Genomic DNA, 20,505 nt, shown 5'->3' with positions numbered 1-20,505 from the left:
CGTTACGGCGGCTGTCGCTGTAAGGTTCGAAGTACGTAACGTTCAACGAGGGAAAGCGAATGACGCGTAAACGCGCGCTAGGACGTGGCCTGGATGCCCTGATTGGTGCGGGCGCCCGTCGTCGTGACAGTTTGGACCTGACCAACAGCGCCTCGCAAGGCACAGAGGCGCTGCTGCCGGAAGGCTCCGCCGCCGAGGTAACGCAGGACGATGCCCATGCCGAACGCCTGGAGCGGCTGCCGCTGGGGCAGCTGACGCGGGGCAAGTACCAGCCTCGCCGCGACATTCAGCCCGAGGCACTGGAGGAGCTGGCCGACTCCATTCGTGCCCAGGGGGTCATGCAGCCGATCGTCGTTCGCCCGATTGGCCCGGACCGCTATGAAATCATTGCCGGTGAACGGCGCTGGCGCGCTGCCCAACTGGCCGAGCTGGATGTCATTCCGGCGGTCATTCGCCATGTCAGTGACGACGTGGCGCTGGCGCTGGCGCTGATCGAGAACATTCAGCGTGAAAACCTCAATGCCATCGAAGAAGCGCTGGCGTTAAAACGCCTGGCAGAAGAGTTCGAGCTTACCCAGCAGCAGGTGGCCGATGCCGTGGGCAAATCCCGCACGCAGGTGGCCAACCTGCTGCGCTTGTTGGCTCTGGACCCGGAAGTGCAGACCCTGCTGGAGCGTGGCGATCTGGATATGGGGCATGCTCGTGCCCTGCTGTCGTTGAACAGCGCTCAGCAACGCCAGGTGGCCCATGAAGTGGTCAACAAGGACCTGACGGTGAGAGACACCGAGGCGCTGGTCAAGAAGGTGCACGACACTCAGCAGTCACCGGTAGCATCGGCCAAAAAAGTGGCCAAGACCGCCGATGTGGCGCGCCTCGAAACGCACTTGGGCGAGCTGCTGGGCGCGCCTGTCTCCATCGACCACGGTCAAAAGGGCAAAGGCAAAGTCACCATACGTTATACAAGCCTTGAAGAGCTGGATGGCATTCTTGCGCACATAAAGTAGCAGGCTAATGAAATAAGCGGCCTTTTTTTAACCCTTTGGTCGCAAGTAAACGCCAAAACGTGCGAAATCCGTGCAACTTCGGTTGAAGGTGTGATAGCGCTTCCCTATAATCCGCCGTGTTTGTCAAAAGCTTGCTTGGACGAACGGGCGTACTCGTTACCCCATTGAGCAGCAGCCCAGCCTGCACGGAGTCGTGGTCAAAGTGAAAAGTGCAGCGCCTGTCCGTCGGCGTCTATTGGATTTTCGGCGGCTGTTTCTTGCTCAGCTGGTGGTGATCTTGCTGGTGGCCATGTTGGCAAGCGTCATGGTCGGCATCGAGGCAGCAGGGTCTGCCTTGTCGGGGGGGCTGATTAGCCTTCTACCGACCATCTATTTTGTGTGGCGTGGTCAAAGGCAGCAGCGTAACCGCCAACCACAGCGTAATGTGCTCAACTTGTACCAGGCTGCAGCAGGCAAGTTTGGTTTGACGGTGGCGTTATTCGCCATAGTGCTGACGATAGCGCCCCCTTCAAACCCAGCTTTTTTCTTTGTCGCCTATGTGGTGGCCCAACTGATGCACTGGCTAGCCCCCTGGCTCGTGCGTGAGCGGTCAACCCCTTAAACTTGAGGAAGCAGTATGGCAGCGGATAACGAAATATCGGCCATCTATTACATACAGCACCACCTCCAGAACCTGACGTTCGGAAAGCACCCGGAAAATGGTTGGTCGCTTGCGTCCACCTCTGCCGAAGCAACCGAAATGGGTTTTTGGGCCATTCACCTGGACACGATGGGTTGGTCCATCGGCATGGGTGCTCTGTTCCTGTGGCTGTTCCATAAAGCGGGCAAGGCAGCGACCACCGGTGTTCCGGGCGGTCTGCAGAATGCCGTTGAAATGGTCATCGAGTTCATCGATAACCTGACTCGCTCTACCTTCCACGGCAACAACAAGAACATCGGCCCGATCGCCTTGACGCTGTTCATGTGGATTCTGCTGATGAACAGCCTCAAGCTGATCCCGCTGGACTACTTCCCGGAGTTGTTCGGCAAGCTGGGTGTGGGCTACATGAAAATCGTTCCCACCACCGACATCAACGCCACGCTGGGTATGGCCATCGGCGTCTTCCTGATGATCATCTACTACAGCTGCAAGGTGAAAGGTGTTGCTGGGTTCGGTAAGGAGCTGGCGCTGACGCCGTTCAATACCTGGCTGTTGGCACCGTTCAACCTGATTCTCGAAATCGTCGGCCTGCTGGTCAAACCGATCAGCCTTGGTTTCCGTCTGTTCGGCGCCATGTTTGCCGGTGAAGTTATCTTTATCCTGATTGCCCTGCTACCGTTCTGGGCGATCTGGATGCTGGATGTGCCGTGGGCCATCTTCCATATTCTGGTGGTTTCGCTGCAGGCCTTCATCTTTACGACACTGTCTGTCGTCTATTTGAGCGCCGCGCACGAGCATCACTGAACCCGAGCAACGCTTTGCATTAAACCCTTAACCTAAACCCTTGAAATTAACGCACTATCAGGAGCTTCATCATGGAAATCGTCTACATTGCTGCCGCCATCATCATCAGTGTTAGCGCCCTGACCACTGGCTTTGGTTTCGCCATGCTGGGTGGCAAGCTGCTGGACAACACCGCTCGTCAGCCTGAGCTGAGCGACCAGCTGCAAACTCGTACCTTCATCATGGCCGGTCTGCTTGACGCCGTACCGATGATCGGTGTTGGTATCGCGATGTACCTGATCTTCGTTGTTGCCGGTTAATGCAGCTTGACCGAGCGGGCAACCGCTCGGTTTTGTTTCACACCGGTCGCCACGAATTTGTCAGAGGTACATCCCTGTGAATATCAACATGACGCTTATCGGGCAAACGATCGCCTTCGCGATCTTTGTCTGGTTTTGCATAAAGTATGTGTGGCCTCCGATCAGCAACGCGCTTCACGAGCGTCAGAAAAAGATTGCTGATGGCTTGGACGCAGCCAGCCGTGCAACGCGTGACCTTGAGCTCGCTCAAGAGCGTGCCGAGCAGACACTGCGTGAAAGCAAGGAGCAGGCATCTCAAATCCTCGAGCAAGCGAACAAGCGCTCTGCGCAGATGATCGAAGAAGCACGTGAACAAGCACGTGCCGAAGGCGAGCGTCTGGTGGCCAGTGCTCGGGCTGAAATTGAGCAAGAAATCAATCGCGCGAAAGACGAGTTGCGTGCGCAGGTTTCTCACCTTGCGATCATAGGCGCCGAGCGTGTTCTTGAAGCCTCTGTTGACGAGAAAGCGCACCGCGACTTGCTTGATAAGCTTGCCGCTGAACTGTAAGGAGGTGATCCATGGCGGAACAAACGACCGTCGCTCGTCCTTACGCCAAAGCGGCGTTTGAATACGCGCGCGATCATCAGGCACTGGATACCTGGTCTCAGTCACTGGCAATGGCAGGTCTCGTTGTCAAGGATCATCAGGTCGCCAACCTGTTAGGTAGTCCCAAACTGGGTAGCGAACAGAAAGTGGCGTTGCTGGCTGACATGCTGGGCGACGGTGCCGATGACGCTTTCCAGCGGTTTCTCACCACCCTGGCCGACCAGCGTCGGTTGATGGCGTTGAGTGCAATCGCTGAACAGTTTGAACACCTTCGCGCAGAACATGAAAAGCGTATCGACGTCACTGTGGTTTCAGCCTACAAGCTGGATAGCAAGCAGCAGACCAAGCTGGCAAACGCGCTCAAGAAACGTCTGAATCGCGAAATCTCCATTACTACTCAGGTCGACAAGTCGCTCATTGGCGGTGTCATCCTGCGTGCCGGTGATACCGTCATTGACGGTTCGGTGCGTGGTCGATTGAACCGTCTTTCCGAAGCGCTGACCGCTTGAGTCTGAGGGACATGGCATGCAGCAACTGAATCCTTCCGAGATCAGCGACATCATCAAGCAGCGAATTGAGAAGCTTGACGTCGCATCCGAAGCCCGTAATCAGGGCACCATCGTCAGCGTTTCCGACGGTATCGTGAAAATTCACGGCCTCGAAGACGCGATGTTCGGTGAAATGATTGAATTCCCCAACAGCATCTTCGGCATGGTACTCAACCTGGAGCGTGACTCCGTGGGTGCCGTTGTCCTGGGTGACTACCTGCAGCTTGAAGAAGGCATGACCGCTCAGTGTACCGGTCGTATTCTTGAAGTTCCGGTAGGCCCCGAGCTGGTGGGTCGCGTTGTCGACGCGCTGGGTAACCCCATCGACGGCAAGGGCGACATCAATGCCAAGCTGACCGACGCGGTAGAAAAGGTAGCGCCTGGCGTTATCACTCGTCAGTCCGTTGACGAGCCCATCCAGACGGGTCTGAAGTCCATCGACGCCATGGTGCCGATCGGTCGTGGTCAGCGTGAGCTGATCATCGGCGACCGTCAGATCGGTAAATCCGCCATTGCCATCGATGCGATCATCAACCAGAAAGGCAAGGGCGTGACCTGTGTCTACGTGGCCATCGGTCAGAAGCAGTCGACCATTGCCAACGTGGTGCGCAAGCTCGAAGAGCACGGCGCGATGGAGCACACCATCGTGGTGGCGGCTGGCGCTGCCGACCCGGCACCCATGCAGTTCCTGGCGGCCTACTCTGGCTGCACCATGGGCGAGTACTTCCGTGACCGTGGCGAAGACGCGCTGATCGTGTATGACGATCTCTCCAAGCAGGCCGTTGCCTACCGTCAGGTATCGCTGCTGCTGCGTCGTCCGCCGGGCCGCGAAGCTTACCCGGGTGACGTGTTCTATCTCCACTCCCGTCTGCTGGAGCGCGCCGCGCGCGTCAACGTCGACTACGTCGAGAAGTTCACCAACGGCGAAGTGAAAGGCAAGACCGGTTCCTTGACCGCGCTGCCGATCATCGAAACCCAGGGCGGTGACGTATCAGCCTTCGTTCCGACCAACGTTATCTCCATCACCGATGGTCAGATCTTCCTGGAAACCAACCTGTTCAACTCCGGTATCCGTCCGGCGATCAACGCAGGCTTGTCGGTCTCTCGTGTTGGTGGTGCCGCACAGACCAAGATCATCAAGAAGCTGGGTGGTGGTGTGCGTCTGGCGCTGGCTCAGTACCGCGAACTGGCGGCGTTCTCGCAGTTTGCCTCTGACCTGGATGAAGCCACGCGTAAGCAGCTCGAGCACGGTCAGCGTGTCACCGAGCTGATGAAGCAGAAGCAGTATTCGCCGATGTCCGTGGCGGAAATGGCGCTGTCTCTGTACGCAGCCAACGAAGGTCACCTGGATGACGTGGGCGTCGAGAAAGTGCTGGACTTCGAACGTGCCCTGCACGACTACATGAAGTCCGAGCACGGCGAGCTGCTCGACAAGATCAACCAGACCGGCGACTACAACGGCGAGATTCAGGACGGTTTGAAGTCGGGTCTCGAGAAGTTCAAGGCGACTCAGAGCTGGTAATGTCTGGCCCGCCTGCGGGCGGGCTTGCATGCTTTCTGAGAGCCACGAACGAAGGGTAGATCGCTATGGCAGCTGCAAAAGAGATACGCACCCAGATCGGGAGCATCAAAAATACGCAGAAGATCACCAGCGCCATGGAAATGGTGGCTGCATCGAAAATGCGTAAAGCGCAAGATCTGATGAAGTCCAGTCAGCCCTACGCCAAGCAGATCCGTAATGTGGTAGCCCATATTGCGGATGCAGACGTAGAGCAGGAAGACAAGCACCGCTACATGGTCGAGCGCCCTGTCAACCGCGTGGGTTATATCGTGGTGTCGACAGACCGCGGCCTGTGTGGCGGCTTGAACGTCAACCTGTTCAAGGCCGTTCTGAAAGATGCGATGGCCTGGAAACAGCAAGGCGCTGAGCTGGACTTCTGTGCCCTTGGCTCCAAGGCCGGTGCCTTCTTCCGCAATTATGGTGGCAACCTGGTTGCTGCCAAGAGCGGATTAGGTGAAGCACCGACCGTCGAGGGTCTGATCGGTAGTGTGAAGGTCATGCTGGAAGCGTACGATGAAGGTCGGCTGGATCGCCTGTACGTGGTGTACAACGAGTTCGTGAACACCATGACGCAGCGCCCGGTCGTGCATCAGATCCTTCCGCTGTCCCCTGACATGGGCAGCGAAGAGAAGCATGACGAAGAAAACGCCCGTCCCGGAAGCTGGGACTACCTGTATGAACCGGATGCCAAGGCGTTGCTGGACAGCCTGTTGGTTAGATTCATCGAATCGCAGGTGTATCAGGCGGTAGTCGAAAACGGTGCGTGCGAACAGGCCGCCCGTATGATCGCTATGAAGAGTGCCACTGATAACGCGGGCAACCTGATTGACGATCTGGAGATGGTTTACAACAAGGCCCGTCAGGCCGCCATCACCCAGGAAATTTCCGAGATCGTCGGCGGCGCTTCTGCCGTTTAACGCCGAGGGAGTGGTCTGACTGACAGGTCATTCCCGGCAGACAGGTTTCATTTGCAGGTTTTTGAGAGGAACCAAGATGAGCGGACGTATCGTACAAATCATCGGCGCGGTGATTGACGTAGAGTTTCCGCGGGACTCTGTGCCCAAGGTCTACGACGCGCTGAAGGTCTCCAATGTTGAGACCATCCTCGAAGTCCAGCAGCAGCTGGGCGACGGCGTAGTACGCGCCATTGCCATGGGCTCCACCGAGGGTCTGAAGCGTGGCCTGGACGTGGTCAACACAGGTGCCGCGATTTCCGTACCGGTGGGTAAGGAAACGCTGGGCCGCATCATGAACGTGCTCGGTGAGCCGATCGATGAAGCGGGCCCGATTGGCGAGCAAGAGCGCATGCCGATCCACCGTAAAGCCCCCAGCTATGCCGACCAGGCAGCTTCCAACGAGCTGCTCGAGACCGGTATCAAGGTCATCGACCTGGTATGCCCCTTCGCGAAAGGCGGTAAGGTTGGTCTGTTCGGCGGCGCGGGTGTCGGTAAAACCGTCAACATGATGGAGCTTATCCGCAACATCGCCACCGAACACAGCGGCTACTCCGTATTCGCCGGTGTGGGTGAGCGTACTCGTGAGGGTAACGACTTCTATCATGAAATGACCGAATCCAACGTTATCGACAAGGTAGCGCTGGTCTATGGTCAGATGAACGAGCCGCCCGGCAACCGCCTGCGCGTAGCGCTGACCGGCCTGACCATCGCTGAGAAATTCCGTGATGAAGGCCGTGACGTTCTGCTGTTCGTCGACAACATCTATCGTTACACCCTGGCCGGTACCGAAGTATCTGCACTGCTGGGCCGTATGCCTTCAGCGGTAGGTTACCAGCCGACGCTGGCGGAAGAGATGGGCGTTCTTCAGGAGCGTATCACTTCCACCAAGACAGGCTCTATCACGTCGGTGCAGGCCGTTTACGTTCCTGCGGATGACTTGACTGACCCGTCTCCGGCGACCACCTTCTCCCACCTTGACGCTACCGTGGTACTGGCGCGTTCCATCGCTGAGCTGGGTATCTACCCCGCCATTGATCCGCTGGACTCCACGTCACGTCAGCTGGACCCGCTGGTCGTTGGTGAAGAGCACTACGAAGTGGCGCGTGGCGTGCAGAACGTTCTGCAGCGTTACAAGGAGCTGAAGGACATCATCGCGATCCTGGGTATGGACGAGCTGTCTGACGAAGACAAGCTGGCCGTATCTCGTGCGCGTAAGATCCAGCGCTTCCTGTCTCAGCCGTTCTTCGTGGCTGAGGTATTCACAGGCTCACCCGGCAAGTATGTTTCTCTGAAAGACACCATCCGTGGCTTCCAGGGCATTCTGGCTGGCGAGTATGACGATCTGCCGGAACAGGCCTTCTACATGGTCGGCTCCATCGACGAAGCTGTCGACAAAGCCAACCAGATGAAGAAGTAATCCCGTCCATTAGGGGGATTCGCTATGGCGAATAGCTTCACTTGCAATATCGTCAGCGCAGAAGCATCCATCTTCTCAGGCAAGGTCGAGCAGGTGGTGGCTTCCGGGATCATGGGTGACCTCGGCATCTTGCCGGGGCACGCCCCGCTGCTGACCGAGCTTCAGCCGGGCCCGATCCGCGTGATCCACGATGGCGGCAAGGAAGAAAACTTCTTTGTCTCTGGCGGCTTCATGGAAGTCCAGCCAGATGTCGTGACGATCCTGGCAGATGCCGCTGCTCGTGCCGGTGACCTCGACGAGGCCGCCGCCGAGGAAGCGCGTCAGCAGGCGCTGAAAGCCTTTAACGACAAATCAGCAGAGCTGGATTATACCCGTGCTGCTGCTGAACTTGCCGAAGCCGTTGCTCAGCTGCGAACGATCCAGCAGCTGCGCAAGAAGGCGGGTAAAGGCTAGTTACACGCACTGTGTACCCAAACGCCCCTTAAACCCGAGCAGGGTTTAAGGGGCGTTTTTTTGTCTGTTAGTATGGTGGTCAGTCGTCCCGGATTTGAATGGCATCAGGAGAGAGCGATGGCGCTGAACGAAGAAGCCTTACAGGAATTGAAAACCGAGCTGCTCGATGAGCTGGTCAAGGAAGAGCCCCGCAAGGCGCAGTTGGCGGAACGTCTCGCCGAAATTCGCTCGGCCGATATTGGCGAAGTGCTGGAAGAGCTGATCGAAGAGGATGAAGAGCTACGTGCGGCTCTGACGGTGCTGGACATACTCTCCACCGAGCGAGCCGCCAACGTGCTGGGCTATCTGCCAGGCGAGAGTCAGCTCGAAGTCGTCGGTGAGCTGAGCGACACCCAAGTGCTCAAGCTGCTTGAGGAGATGGGGTCGGACGAGCGGGTGGATCTGTTCAACCTGCTCGATGAAGACCGCCGCGAAGCGTTGCTGCGTCGCATGGCGCACCAGGAGCGGGAAGATCTCAAGCGTCTGGCAAGCTACGAAGAAGGCACGGCCGGCGCCATCATGACCTCTGACTATGTGGCGATAGCCAGTGGCATGACGGTGTCACAGGCGATGATGCGGGTGCGACAGACAGCGCCGGATGCGGAAACGGTCTACCAGCTCTACATCCTCGACAAGGAAGGTGAGTTGGTCGGAACCATGTCTCTACGGCAGCTGATGGTCGCCCGTCCAGGAGCCGTGGTCGATGACATCATGATCAAGGATGTCATCAGCACCCACGTAGACGAAGAGCAGGAAGAAGTGGCGCGTATCGTGGCGCGCTATGACCTGCTGGCGCTGCCGGTACTCGATCAGGATGGGCGCATGGTGGGGATCGTGACCCACGATGATGCCATGGACGTGGCCGAATCCGAGGCCACCGAAGATATCCACAAGGGGATGTCGATTGGCCAACTGGAAGACGGTGTCAGTCGGGTGCCCTTGGCCAGTCTTTACCGCAAGCGGGTGACCTGGCTGGTACTGCTGGTGTTTGCCAACCTGTTTTCGGGGGCTGGTATTGCGTACTTCGAAGATACCATTGCCGCCCAGGTCGCTCTGGTATTCTTCCTGCCGCTGTTGATTGGCAGTGGCGGTAATGCGGGCGCCCAGGCGGCCACGTTGATGGTGCGGGGTATGGCCACCGGGGACGTAGGGGTCAAGGACTGGAGCAAGATGCTGGGCAGGGAGCTGCTGGTGGCCGGTGCACTGGGGCTGACCATGGCGTTGGCCGTCGCGCCCATCGGGGTCATGCGTGGCGGTGAGGACGTCGCCATGGTGGTCGCGTTGAGCATGGTCACCATCGTGCTGTTCGGTAGCATGATGGGCATGTGTCTGCCGTTCGTGCTGGAACGCTTCAAGGTCGACCCGGCCACGGCCTCGGCACCGCTGGTGACGACCCTGATCGATGCCTCGGGGGTATTGATCTACTTCACCATCGCCACCGCCATTCTGACCAACGTCTAGCGCATGGCGCTGCTGGCCGCGCGGGTGATGAACATCACTTCCACGTGGCCCAGCCATTCGATGTCGCTGGCCAGCGCCTTGAGCTGGCTGGCCAGGCACTGGGGCGGCTGGTGGACTGCGTCACCGATGATCAGCGTGACCGATACCTTGTCGTCCAGGTAGTGAAGCTGCAGATCGTTCAACGTGCGCCATACCGGGTGCATGTACCAGCGCTCATCAAGAGCGGCTTCCACTTCTGGGCGCAAGGGCAGTCCGGGCAGGCGGCTCGGGTCGCCCTCACCGGCATCGTCTTCCGGGTCCACGTGGAAAATGACATCGGTCAGCAGCGGAAACTCGTGGCGCAGGCGGCGACTCACCTCATTGCCGATTTCATGAGCTTCGGAAACGGTGATACGCGGACCCACCACCACGTGCAGGTCCACCATCACCCAGCCTGCCGATTGGCGCGTACGCAGGTCATGCACGCTATCCACGCCGGGCACGCTGCAGGCCACATCATGCATCTGCTGCTGCACGTCTTCGGGCAAGGCGGTATCTACCAGTTCTCTGGCGGATTCCCACAGCAGGTCGATGCCGACCTTACCTACCAGTAACCCCACGATGATCGCGGCCACGGCGTCCAGCCACCCCATCCCATACTGGGCACCCACCAGCGCTACCAGCACCACGGCCGTTGAGAGGGCATCGCTGCGGGAGTGCCAGGCATTGGCTTCCAGCAGCTTGGACTTGACCCGTTTGGCGACCCGCATGGTGTAGCGGAATATCCACTCCTTGCTGATCAGGGCCAGCACCGTCACCGCGATGGCAAAAGCGCCGGGCGCGCCTACTTCGGTACCGCTCAACAGACGGTCGATGCTCGACCAGGCGATACCGCCGGCCACAAAGATCAGCACACTGCCCAGCAGTAGCGTGGTCAGCGTCTCGATACGGCCATGGCCATAATGGTGGTCGTTATCCGGTTCCTGACGGCCATAATGAATGGCGGCCAGAACAAAGCCATCGGTGACAAGGTCAGACAGGGAGTGAATGCCATCGGCAATCAAGGCTGCCGAGCCAACCAGAAACCCCACCACCACCTTGACGACACTCAGCAGCCCATCCAGCCAGGCACCAATGTACGTGACGCGCTTGGCTTCCTGGCTATGATGGATGTGTGATGAATCGTCTGGAGTGGCCGTCAGTTGCTCTATCTTCATGGCTTGCGTTACCCGATGGCGTACACGCTATATAAAGGCCTCATTGTAGCGTACTGAGGTGAGAGGCTCACCTGATTGACTGCATTGTCTATACAGGAAGCCCCAAAATAGCCGTTGCCAGTGCAAAGTAGATCAGTACGCCTGACGCATCGGCAATCGAGGTCACCAGCGGTGCCGAGGCGGTCGCCGGATCTAGCTTGAAGCGCTGCAGAATGAACGGCAGAATCATCCCTATCAGACTACCTACCGTGACGATCAGCACCATTGATAGCGCGACGACCAGTGCTATTTCGCTGCCCGCGCGGAAAATACCCACCACGGACACCGCCAGTGCCATGGTCAGACCCAGCGCCAAGGCGACGCCGACTTCACGACCCAGCAGCTTGGCCCAATCGCGGGTACGTACATCGCCGGTGGCCATGCCGCGTACCATCAGGGTGGCCGCCTGAGAGCCTGCGTTGCCACCGCTATCCACCAGCAGGGGCAGGAAGAACACCAGCGCAATGTAGGCTTCGATGGTTTCTTCGAAATAGGCGATACCGGCACCCGAGAAGATATTGGCGAATACCAGCAATACCAGCCACACCACACGCTTGCGGTAGAGCTCGAACAGGCTGACCGAGCGCAGGCTGCCCTCCAGCTTGCCCACCGACACCCCCTTGTGCATGTCTTCGGTGGCTTCTTCCGCGGCCACGTCCATGGCGTCGTCGTAGGTCACGATGCCCACCAAGCGGTCACCACCATTGATCACGGGAAGCGCCAGCAAGTCGTAATGGGCAATCAGCCGGCTGACTTCTTCCTGCGGCGTTTCCACGGAGGCAAACACCACTTCCGAGACCATTAGTTCTTCCACGCATTGGTGGGGGGCCGCAAGAATCAGCTGGCGTAGCGATACGGTGCCCTGCAAACGGCCTTCTTTATCGACGCAATACACCTGGTAGATGGTTTCGGCGTCAGGCGCGCTGGCGCGTAGCAGGCTCAAGGCTTCCGCCACGTCGATGGTGACCGGCACGGAAACATACTCGGAGGTCATGACGGCCCCTGCCGTGCCTTCGGCATAGCTGGCCAGCTTGGTTAAGTCATCGCGCTCTTTTTGCGATAGTTGGCGCAGGATGGCAGGCTGCCTGCCTGGCGCCACCAGGTGGAACAGGTCAGCGCGCTCGTCTGCATCCATCGTGGCAGCCAGTTTTGCGAGTTCTTCATCGGTCATTTTTTCACCGATGTCCCGCTGTTGCTCCGTTTCCAGGTAGCCGAACGTAGGGCCACGCTGCGCTTCGGGAAGCTGCATGAGCAACGCCAACACCGTATAGGCGGGCTCGTAACGGGCAAAATCGGCAATATCGGCAGGCTGCATTTCCGCGACGATATGAGAAATCGCGGTGTGATCGTTGCGCTGCATGGCGCTTCTTAGTGAAGCGGCTAGTACGGCATAGCTCATTGTTCGCCTCCGGCAATGGCGGAATCAAGGCGAGACAACCCGATGTGAAGGCAGCGTTCATGACGACGCACCGACACGCATATAATCCACGCGCACAAGGTTTTCTGGCCAAAGTGGCCTGACATGAGTCAGGGACACACGGTCGACAAAGTACTTGCGTGCATAGTGAACGACTAATGTGGCGAGTTGACGACAACGACTCGCGCAAGGCGCGAAAGAGCTATGAAGAGAGGCGGGGGTGTAGAGGGCCAGGCCACGACGGCCTGGAGAGCAGAAAGCTTACCGGCGGGTCGTGTGCACTAGCGAGCCAAACTTCATGGCTGCTTCACGCATACATAATCGACTACTGGGATCTTCCATGGGCTGCTCTCGGAACCTCTTTTAAGGGAAAGATAAGGAGTTGTATCGCATTCATGGGCCACAGGTAGGGCGCTTGAACACGGCGCCATGCTAGGAGGCGTTTTCATGATTGTCAATCACAGAATATTTGCAGGCGGACATCATGGAATCGCACGTGTATCCTTGTGGCTTTTCAGAACGCCTCTCAACTGACGCTAGGATGAATCTATGGATTGGCTACAGGTCGTGATTTTGGCAGTGATTCAGGGAATAACCGAGTTCCTGCCGATTTCCAGTTCCGCACATCTTATTCTCGTGCCCGTATTTACGCCCTGGGAAGATCAGGGGTTGGCATTCGATGTGGCACTCCATCTGGGTAGCTTGAGTGCCGTCATCCTCTACTTTCGTCATGAAATCATACGCATGGTCGTCAGCAGCGTGGCCGCGCTACGGGGCAAAGGCGTCGATGAGGATGCCAGGCTAGGGTTCTGGGTCGCATTGGCCACTTTGCCGGTGTGTATTATCGGCTTTTTGGGTCGTGATCTGATTGCCGATCACATGCGCTCGACCCTGATCATCGGGCTGAGCCTGGTCGCTTTTGGTTTACTGCTGGGCTATGCCGACTGGAAAAAGCGCGGCACCCGCAGCGAGTACAGCATGAATCTGAAGGATGTGCTGATCATTGGTTTTGCGCAGGCACTGGCGCTAATTCCGGGTACATCCCGTTCCGGTATCACCATCACGGCAGCCCTGTTGGTAGGCATGAGCCGGGAGGGCGCTGCACGCTTCTCGTTTCTGCTGTCGATCCCCGTGATTGTGCTGGCCGGAGGGCTAGAGGCCGTTGGCTTGCTCAGCGATCCCCAAGCCATCGACTGGCCCGCCATGATCGTGGGTACGCTTCTCTCTGGTATTAGTGCCTATCTCTGTATTCACTATTTTCTGGTCGTCATCAAGAAGTTGGGCATGCAGCCATTCGTGATTTACCGCGTGGTATTCGGTCTCTGGCTGCTGTGGTTCTTCCACTTCTAATCTCGTGCAAACTTCAAGGAAAATGCGATGAACATCGGCTATCGTCCCTTTTTAGCTGGCCTTGGTTTACTCACCCTGTTGCCCCTGATGGCAGGCTGCTCCGAGAGTGATCGCCCCCTGGAGCCGCCCACCCGGTTTGAAGGAGGGGTATTTGGCTCTTTCTACCAGGTGACGGTGATGGATCCGCTGACCCAGGGCCAGGCACAGGCGTTGGAAGAGGGCTTTCTGGCCGAACTCGAGAGCGTGGACCGTTCCATGTCGACCTATCGGGATGACGCCGAGCTGGTAACGTTCAATCATGCGCCGCTGAATGAGTGGCAGCCGCTGTCCAATGAGCTGATCGAAGTCTTGGCCGTCAGTCAGGCCGTTGCGGCAGACAGCGATGGTGCCTTCGATGTGACGGTGGGTGGCCTGGTGAACTTGTGGAGTTTCGGGCCAGAAGCAAGGCCAGAAGAAGTACCCAGTGACGAGGCCCTGGCCGAGCGCCTCTCTACCGTCGGGCATGACGCTTTGGAAGTGGATACCCAGCAGATGCAGGCGCGGCGCACGCGGGATGTGTTTGTCGACCTCTCTGGCGTGGCGAAAGGCCATGCCGTCGATCGAGTGGGTGCATATCTGGACCAGCAGGGGATCGAGCACTATCTGGTGAACCTGGGGGGAGACATGATCGCCCGTGGTTACCGGGAGCCCGACGATGAACTGGCTTGGCGTGTAGGTATCGAAGTGCCGGAAGACGGTGAGCAAAGGGCTCAGCATATCGTGCCGCTCAGCAACTTGTCGGTGGCGACCTCAGGCGACTACCGCAATTACTTCGAAGTCGACGGGCAGCGCTACTCGCATACCATCAATCCTCGTGACGGCAAACCGATTACCCATGACCTGGTATCGGTGTCGGTCTTCCACCCTTCCAATGCATGGGCGGATGCCTGGGCCACGGCACTGCTGGTGGTTGGTACGGAAGAGGGCATGGCGCTGGCCCTGGAACACGACTTGAACGTACTGCTGCTGGTGCGCGACGGCGACCGCTGGCGCAGCATCGCCAGCCCAGCATTCAAGGACTATTTTGGTGATACGCTGCTGGAAGAGCTGGGCATCGATGCCTGGACACCGGCAGCGGCCCAATAACGGTAGGTACTGAACATGCATGATCTCGACATCGTCATTCTGGCGGCCGGTAAAGGTACGCGGATGCGCTCTCCCTTGCCGAAAGTGCTGCATACCCTGGCAGGCAAACCCATGGTGCAGCACGTGCTGGAGACCGCTCAGGCGCTGAATCCGGCACGGACCCACGTGGTGATCGGTCACGGCGCTGACCAACTGCGTGACGCGCTGGCAGAGCATGACGTTCTGTTTGCGCTGCAGGAAGAGCAAAAGGGGACGGGCCATGCCGTGGCCCAGGCCCAGGCTCGTCTGGGCAACGGCATCGTGCTGGTGCTTTACGGCGATGTGCCGCTGATTCGCCGTGACACGTTGGCCAACCTGCTGACTCAGGTGGATGAGCAGCATATGGGCCTGTTGACGGTCACGCTGGACGACCCTGGCGGTTACGGGCGCATCGTGCGCGATAGTGACGGGCAGGCCGTGGCGATTGTCGAGCAAAAAGATGCCAACGACGAGCAACTGAGCATCACCGAGTGCAATACCGGCATCATGGCCATGACCAGCGCTCAACTGAAGCGCTGGTTGCCCCAGCTCTCGGCAGAGAATGCCCAGGGTGAGTACTATCTGACCGACGTCATCGCCATGGCTGCCAGCGAAGGTATCAAGGTGGCCACGGCGCAGCCCCACGATGCTACCGAGGTGGAAGGGGTCAACAACCGTGCGCAGATGGCCCGTCTGGAGCGTGCTTACCAGCAGCAGACGGCGGAAGCGTTGATGGCTCAGGGCGTTGCCCTGGCAGACCCGGCGAGAATCGATGTACGCGGCACGCTAACCTGTGGCCACGATGTGTTCATCGACGTGGGCTGCGTCTTCGAAGGGAACGTGGAGCTGGGCGAAGGCGTGCGCGTTGGCCCTTATTGCGTGATCAAGAACAGCACCCTCGGTGCTGAAAGCGTCATCGATAGCCACAGCGTCATCGACTCCACGGTGGCCGCTGGCCATAATCAGATTGGGCCCTACGCTCGTCTTCGCCCCGGCACGCGTCTGGCGGTCAAGGCGAAAGTGGGCAACTTCGTGGAGACCAAGAACGCCGAGGTCGGCGAAGGCAGCAAGATCAACCACCTGAGCTATGTGGGCGATGCCACCCTGGGGCGCGAGGTGAACGTTGGGGCAGGCACCATTACCTGCAACTACGATGGCGTCAACAAGCATCGCACGCAGATTGGCGACCACGCCTTCATTGGCTCCAACAGCGCGCTGGTTGCCCCTGTTTCGATTGGTCAGGGGGCCACCGTGGGGGCGGGCTCCACCATCGCCAAGGACGTGGCGGAGCACGCCCTGGCAGTGACCCGCAGCCGCCAGTTGGAAAAGGCCGACTGGCCGCGCCCCACCAAAAAAGCAAACTAAACACCGGTGATACAGGCGCTTGGCGCCTTCAGGAGAGTGGAGTATGTGCGGTATCGTCGCAGCCGTGGCACAGCGCAATGTGCAGGGGATATTGCTGGAAGGGCTCAAGCGCCTGGAGTATCGTGGTTATGACTCGGCAGGCATGACGTTACTCAGCAGCGGATCATTGACCCGCCACCGGGCCCTGGGCAAGGTGGCGGCCTTGGAAGAGCGCCTGGCCAGCGAGGCACTGCCGGGGCATTGCGGTATCGCCCATACTCGCTGGGCCACCCATGGCAAGCCCTCCGAGGCCAATGCCCATCCCCACCACAGCAGTGGCAATGTCGCCGTGGTACATAACGGCATCATCGAGAACTACGAGCAGATCAAGGAGACGCTGCAGGGCAGCGGCTACACCTTCACTTCCGACACCGATACCGAAGTGATCGCCCACTTACTGGCCGACAAACTCACTACTGGCAAGACACTGTTCGAGGCGACCCAGGAGATCGTCAGTGGGCTGGGGGGCGCCTACGCGCTGGGCGTGATGAGCACGCACGAGCCCAACGTGGTGGTGGGCGCGCGCCAGGGCAGCCCGCTGGTGGTGGGCGTGGGGATCGATGAGGCCTTCCTGGCCTCTGACCCGCTGGCGCTGTTACAGGTCACCGACCGCTTCATCTATCTGGAAGAGGGCGATCTGGTCGAGCTGCGTGAACACGGTGCCATCCGTATCGTCGACCGTCAGGGGCACGATGTCCAGCGCCCGGTACATACCTTCGAGCATGGCGATGGCGCCGCCAGCAAGGGAGAGTATCGCCACTACATGCTCAAGGAAATCTTCGAGCAGCCCAGGGTCATCGAGGCAGCGCTGGAAGGGCGCATGAGTGCCAACAGTGTGCTGGTCGAGAGCTTCGGGCCAGATGCCCAGGCGCTGTTCCAGAAAACCCGCCAGGTGCATATCATCGCCTGTGGCACCAGCTACCATGCGGGCCTGGTGGCCCGCTACTGGCTGGAGCGCTATGCTGGCGTGCCGGTGCAGGTCGAAGTGGCCTCCGAGTATCGTTACCGCCACCCGGTGGTGCCGGAAGGTACGCTATTCGTCACGCTCTCTCAGTCTGGGGAAACCGCCGATACGCTGGCAGCGCTGCGGTTTGCCAAAACCCTTGGCTATGTCGGTACGTTGGCGATCTGCAACGTGCCCGGCAGTTCGCTGGTGCGCGAGTCGGATATGTCGCTGATGACCCGTGCAGGCCCTGAAATCGGCGTGGCCTCCACCAAAGCGTTTACGACGCAATTGATCGCACTGCTGCTGCTGACGCTCTCCGTCAGTAAAGCGAAGGGTCGGCCTGAACAGCCAGCGATTCTGGCTGCCCTGCAGGAACTACCGGCGCTTTGCCAGCAGGTATTGGACCTCGATGCGCAGATCGAAGCGCTCTCCCAGGCGTTTGCCGAAAAGCACCATGCGCTGTTTTTGGGGCGTGGCGCTCACTACCCGATTGCCCTGGAAGGCGCCCTGAAGCTCAAGGAGATCTCCTACATCCACGCGGAAGCCTATCCGGCTGGCGAGCTGAAGCACGGCCCGCTGGCGCTGGTGGATAGTGAAATGCCGGTGATCTCGGTGGCCCCGAACGATGACCTGCTGGAGAAGCTGAAGTCCAACCTGCAAGAAGTGCGCGCTCGCGGCGGCCAGCTGTTCGTATTCGCTGATCGCAAGGTAGGCATTAGCGCTCAGGACGACATCCGCGTGCTGGAATTACCGGAGGTGCACGAGGCACTGGCGCCGCTGCTATATACCCTGCCGCTACAGCTGCTGAGCTACCACGTGGCCGTATTGAAAGGCACCGATGTGGACCAGCCACGTAACCTGGCGAAAAGCGTGACGGTGGAATGATCGGTGCTTCATGGTGTGGTATCAGGTGTGGGATACAAATAAAGTCGGCCAAGGAGAGCAGTCATGCTGAGTAAGGTAGAGCTCGTTAATTTTGGCCCTCTTGGATCTTTGAAGTGGTCGTCCTTGGGGCCGATCAATCTGGTCATTGGTGGTAATGGCACCGGTAAGACATTTCTGCTGAAAGCACTCTACAGTGCCATGCGTACGCTGGAAGACTATCAGCGTGGGGATGACCAGCGGACGGCGGCCGAGATACTGGCTGAAAATCTTTATTGGACCTTTCAGCCAGACAAGATTGGTGATCTGGTGGCCAAAGGTGCAGAAAGGCCTCTGCACTATTCGATGACATTTGATAACCGGAGCTTCATCTATAACTTTGGCAAGGATACGACCAAGCAGATTTCGTCGTTGGAAAATCATGTTCCGTCCAGGAGCAGTAATTCCATATTCCTTCCAGCCAAGGAAGTGTTGTCGATACATCACATCATTCTCAAATCCCGTGAGCAGGATAAGGCCTTTGGTTTCGACAATACCTATCTGGATCTTGCTCGGGCGTTGAGAAATTCCACCACCAGGGGCAACAACTACCGAGAATTCTCGAAATCCAGGCAGGACCTTGAGTCGATGCTTGGAGGGAAGATCGAGCTTGATGATGCCTCTAACAAGTGGACTTTCAAAAAAGGGAACCAGAAGTTCCCTATTGGTATGACAGCGGAAGGTATCAAGAAAATTGCAATTCTGGACACGCTTCTCGGTAACCGTTACTTGGATACCAGTTCGGTCATTTTTATTGACGAACCGGAGTCTGCGCTGCATCCGAAGGCCATTTCTCAGTTATTGGATATCATCGCTCTGCTATCTGAGCGTGGGATTCAGTTTTTCATGGCTAGCCACTCTTACTTTGTCATCAAGAAGCTTTTTCTAATCGCGCAGGAGAAGGGCATATCAGTTCCGGTGATTTCTGAGGAAAACGGAGAGTGGACATGCAACAACCTGCAAGAGGGGATGCCTGATAATAAAATCATAGAAGAGTCTATCCGGCTTTATCAGGAAGAAGTGGAGCTGGTTCTGGCATGACAAATCAGGCGATCCAGGAATCTGGAATGACGTTTGGTCCCTTTCCTGAAGGGTACTGCTTCTATATTGAGAAAAGTGATCTTTATCGACGAATACAAAACCATGTGCAAATGGCGGAGTTTCTTCTGCTCAAAAACAGTCGCAAGGGAGTGCCAGTACTTTGGGTTGTAGAAGCTAAATCGAGCAGTCCAAGGCCCGAAACCAAACCAAATTTTGACGAGTTCGTTGCTGAAATACGCGACAAGCTGATCAATGCCTTTTCGTTAACCCTTGCTGCCTGTTTGGGGCGACATGGCATAGTAGAGGAGTCTATACCGACCAGATTTCGTGAAGTGGATTGGTGTGGTCAGGACGTGAAACTGGTTTTGGTGATCAATGGGCATCGAGACGCATGGCTGCAACCACTCAAAGATGCCATTGAAGTGGCGTTGAGAGCGTCGATTAAAACATGGTCTTTTGGCCCAAACTCTGTTGCGGTCATCAACGACAAGGGGGCCAAGAAATTCGGACTTATTCTCGATAACACCGGAGATGAAACATGAGAATTCTGGACCATCTCCTGAAAACCATCCGTGATGTCGGCATCTACAACCCGGATATCCAGCTAGCCCATTCGTAATGCAGGCTACTCGTTGAAGCCGGAGAGCATGCTTGGCGAAATGGGGTCCAAATTACGCAACCCGGTATTGGCTCCAGTGCTGTACGACCTGAACTTTGCTGAAACGAAAGGCTCGGATATTCGTGCCATGTGCTCTCTGTTGCATCAGCTATTGGGTGAAGATCAGCTGGTCGATTGGTCATTTGACTCGGGTGAATTACCTTTATTCCACAGCCAAGAGGCAGTAAATACGGGTGACCTCGGTGCAAATAAGGGTGACCTCAGTGTGAATGCGGGTGACCTGCCTGACGCTTTGGCTCTTCGGATAGAGGAGCTCACACCCAAAACACGTAAGGATAAACTTTGGCCGGTGATCCTCCTATGGTTGTGTGCACTACGTCCCTATAAAGCAGAACAACTGGCCAGCCTGCTAGGCGGGCGCTCAGTCAAGTCGCTCAAGAGTACTCATCTGAACGTTATGCGTGAGCATGAAAAGATGCTGGCTTACCTCTTCGCTGAAGTGGTGAATCATCCGGATCAGGCATATCAAACCACAGAAAAAGGTATTCAGTGGTTGCGGGAGCAGGGTATTGAGCATCGTGGAGAAACCCGACATGGATAACGACCTGACTCTCTGCACGATCGGTGGCGAGTAACAGAGCAAGGAACCTGAATTATTGAT

At 57.7% G+C, this 20,505-nt stretch carries 20 protein-coding genes; 18 read left to right on the top strand and 2 right to left on the bottom strand.

Features of this window, described 5'->3' with window-relative positions:
• The first annotated feature begins 59 nt into the window (after window positions 1-59).
• The 11 genes from B7L72_RS13825 (at window position 60) to mgtE (B7L72_RS13775) (ending at window position 9,768) form a co-directional block, all read left to right on the top strand.
• Window positions 60-1,004: a ParB/RepB/Spo0J family partition protein gene (locus tag B7L72_RS13825; protein WP_016915585.1), complete on the top strand. Its 945-nt coding sequence runs from the start codon at window positions 60-62 to the stop codon at window positions 1,002-1,004.
• Window positions 1,005-1,206: 202 nt separating this feature from the next.
• Window positions 1,207-1,605, top strand: coding sequence for an ATP synthase subunit I (locus tag B7L72_RS13820; RefSeq protein ID WP_100731149.1), 399 nt, complete (start codon window positions 1,207-1,209; stop codon window positions 1,603-1,605).
• A 15-nt stretch (window positions 1,606-1,620) separates the two neighbouring features.
• Window positions 1,621-2,448, top strand: coding sequence for a F0F1 ATP synthase subunit A (gene atpB / locus B7L72_RS13815; protein WP_081195030.1), 828 nt, complete (start codon window positions 1,621-1,623; stop codon window positions 2,446-2,448).
• Between the two features lie 71 nt (window positions 2,449-2,519).
• Window positions 2,520-2,747, top strand: a complete 228-nt coding sequence (gene atpE, locus B7L72_RS13810) for a F0F1 ATP synthase subunit C (RefSeq protein WP_016915582.1) — start codon at window positions 2,520-2,522, stop codon at window positions 2,745-2,747.
• 76 nt (window positions 2,748-2,823) lie between these two features.
• On the top strand, window positions 2,824-3,294 hold the full coding sequence (locus B7L72_RS13805; protein ID WP_016915581.1) for a F0F1 ATP synthase subunit B: 471 nt from the start codon (window positions 2,824-2,826) through the stop codon (window positions 3,292-3,294).
• 11 nt (window positions 3,295-3,305) lie between these two features.
• On the top strand, window positions 3,306-3,842 hold the full coding sequence (locus tag B7L72_RS13800; RefSeq protein WP_081138482.1) for a F0F1 ATP synthase subunit delta: 537 nt from the start codon (window positions 3,306-3,308) through the stop codon (window positions 3,840-3,842).
• Between the two features lie 16 nt (window positions 3,843-3,858).
• Window positions 3,859-5,403: a F0F1 ATP synthase subunit alpha gene (gene atpA, locus B7L72_RS13795; RefSeq protein WP_016915579.1), complete on the top strand. Its 1,545-nt coding sequence runs from the start codon at window positions 3,859-3,861 to the stop codon at window positions 5,401-5,403.
• A 65-nt stretch (window positions 5,404-5,468) separates the two neighbouring features.
• A complete protein-coding gene (atpG, locus tag B7L72_RS13790) occupies window positions 5,469-6,359 on the top strand; it encodes a F0F1 ATP synthase subunit gamma (protein ID WP_016915578.1) in 891 nt (296 codons plus the stop codon).
• A 76-nt stretch (window positions 6,360-6,435) separates the two neighbouring features.
• Entirely contained in the window at window positions 6,436-7,815 is a 1,380-nt protein-coding gene (atpD, locus tag B7L72_RS13785; RefSeq protein ID WP_016915577.1) for a F0F1 ATP synthase subunit beta, read from the top strand.
• Between the two features lie 24 nt (window positions 7,816-7,839).
• Window positions 7,840-8,268, top strand: a complete 429-nt coding sequence (locus B7L72_RS13780) for a F0F1 ATP synthase subunit epsilon (RefSeq protein WP_016915576.1) — start codon at window positions 7,840-7,842, stop codon at window positions 8,266-8,268.
• A 117-nt stretch (window positions 8,269-8,385) separates the two neighbouring features.
• A complete protein-coding gene (gene mgtE, locus B7L72_RS13775; RefSeq protein WP_081195029.1) occupies window positions 8,386-9,768 on the top strand; it encodes a magnesium transporter in 1,383 nt (460 codons plus the stop codon).
• On the opposite strand, the gene B7L72_RS13770 is transcribed toward mgtE (B7L72_RS13775), so the two are convergent.
• Together B7L72_RS13770 and mgtE (B7L72_RS13765) are read right to left on the bottom strand one after the other, a co-directional pair.
• Window positions 9,765-10,964 (bottom strand): cation diffusion facilitator family transporter, encoded by a 1,200-nt coding sequence (locus B7L72_RS13770; protein ID WP_016915574.1) that lies wholly within the window; start codon window positions 10,962-10,964, stop codon window positions 9,765-9,767. The two genes, mgtE (B7L72_RS13775) and B7L72_RS13770, sit on opposite strands and share 4 nt — an antisense overlap.
• An 88-nt stretch (window positions 10,965-11,052) precedes the next feature.
• Window positions 11,053-12,402: a magnesium transporter gene (mgtE, locus tag B7L72_RS13765; RefSeq protein WP_026001911.1), complete on the bottom strand. Its 1,350-nt coding sequence runs from the start codon at window positions 12,400-12,402 to the stop codon at window positions 11,053-11,055.
• Window positions 12,403-12,969: 567 nt separating this feature from the next.
• Here mgtE (B7L72_RS13765) and B7L72_RS13760 point away from each other — a divergent pair.
• The 7 genes from B7L72_RS13760 to B7L72_RS13730 all read left to right on the top strand — a co-directional run bounded on the left by B7L72_RS13760 (window position 12,970) and on the right by B7L72_RS13730 (window position 20,445).
• Window positions 12,970-13,770: an undecaprenyl-diphosphate phosphatase gene (locus B7L72_RS13760; RefSeq protein ID WP_081195028.1), complete on the top strand. Its 801-nt coding sequence runs from the start codon at window positions 12,970-12,972 to the stop codon at window positions 13,768-13,770.
• A gap of 27 nt (window positions 13,771-13,797) precedes the next feature.
• Complete coding sequence (locus B7L72_RS13755) at window positions 13,798-14,895, top strand: FAD:protein FMN transferase (protein ID WP_081195027.1); 1,098 nt, start codon at window positions 13,798-13,800, stop codon at window positions 14,893-14,895.
• 15 nt (window positions 14,896-14,910) lie between these two features.
• Complete coding sequence (gene glmU / locus B7L72_RS13750) at window positions 14,911-16,278, top strand: bifunctional UDP-N-acetylglucosamine diphosphorylase/glucosamine-1-phosphate N-acetyltransferase GlmU (RefSeq protein ID WP_081138491.1); 1,368 nt, start codon at window positions 14,911-14,913, stop codon at window positions 16,276-16,278.
• Window positions 16,279-16,321: 43 nt separating this feature from the next.
• Window positions 16,322-18,148: a glutamine--fructose-6-phosphate transaminase (isomerizing) gene (gene glmS, locus B7L72_RS13745; protein WP_081195026.1), complete on the top strand. Its 1,827-nt coding sequence runs from the start codon at window positions 16,322-16,324 to the stop codon at window positions 18,146-18,148.
• 63 nt (window positions 18,149-18,211) lie between these two features.
• Window positions 18,212-19,225 carry an ATP-binding protein gene (locus tag B7L72_RS13740; RefSeq protein ID WP_081195025.1) on the top strand — a complete coding sequence of 338 codons (1,014 nt, stop codon included), beginning with the start codon at window positions 18,212-18,214 and terminating at the stop codon, window positions 19,223-19,225.
• A 26-nt stretch (window positions 19,226-19,251) separates the two neighbouring features.
• Window positions 19,252-19,767 (top strand): hypothetical protein, encoded by a 516-nt coding sequence (locus tag B7L72_RS13735; protein WP_217806082.1) that lies wholly within the window; start codon window positions 19,252-19,254, stop codon window positions 19,765-19,767.
• A 105-nt stretch (window positions 19,768-19,872) separates the two neighbouring features.
• The gene (locus B7L72_RS13730; protein ID WP_081195023.1) at window positions 19,873-20,445 is read left to right on the top strand and encodes a hypothetical protein; all 573 of its coding nucleotides are present in this window, start codon (window positions 19,873-19,875) and stop codon (window positions 20,443-20,445) included.
• Window positions 20,446-20,505 lie beyond the last annotated feature (60 nt).

This window comes from Halomonas sp. BC1 (genome assembly GCF_002078135.1).
Classification (GTDB): Bacteria; Pseudomonadota; Gammaproteobacteria; order Pseudomonadales; family Halomonadaceae; genus Vreelandella; species Vreelandella stevensii.
This window is presented reverse-complemented; position numbering and strand designations above follow the sequence as displayed.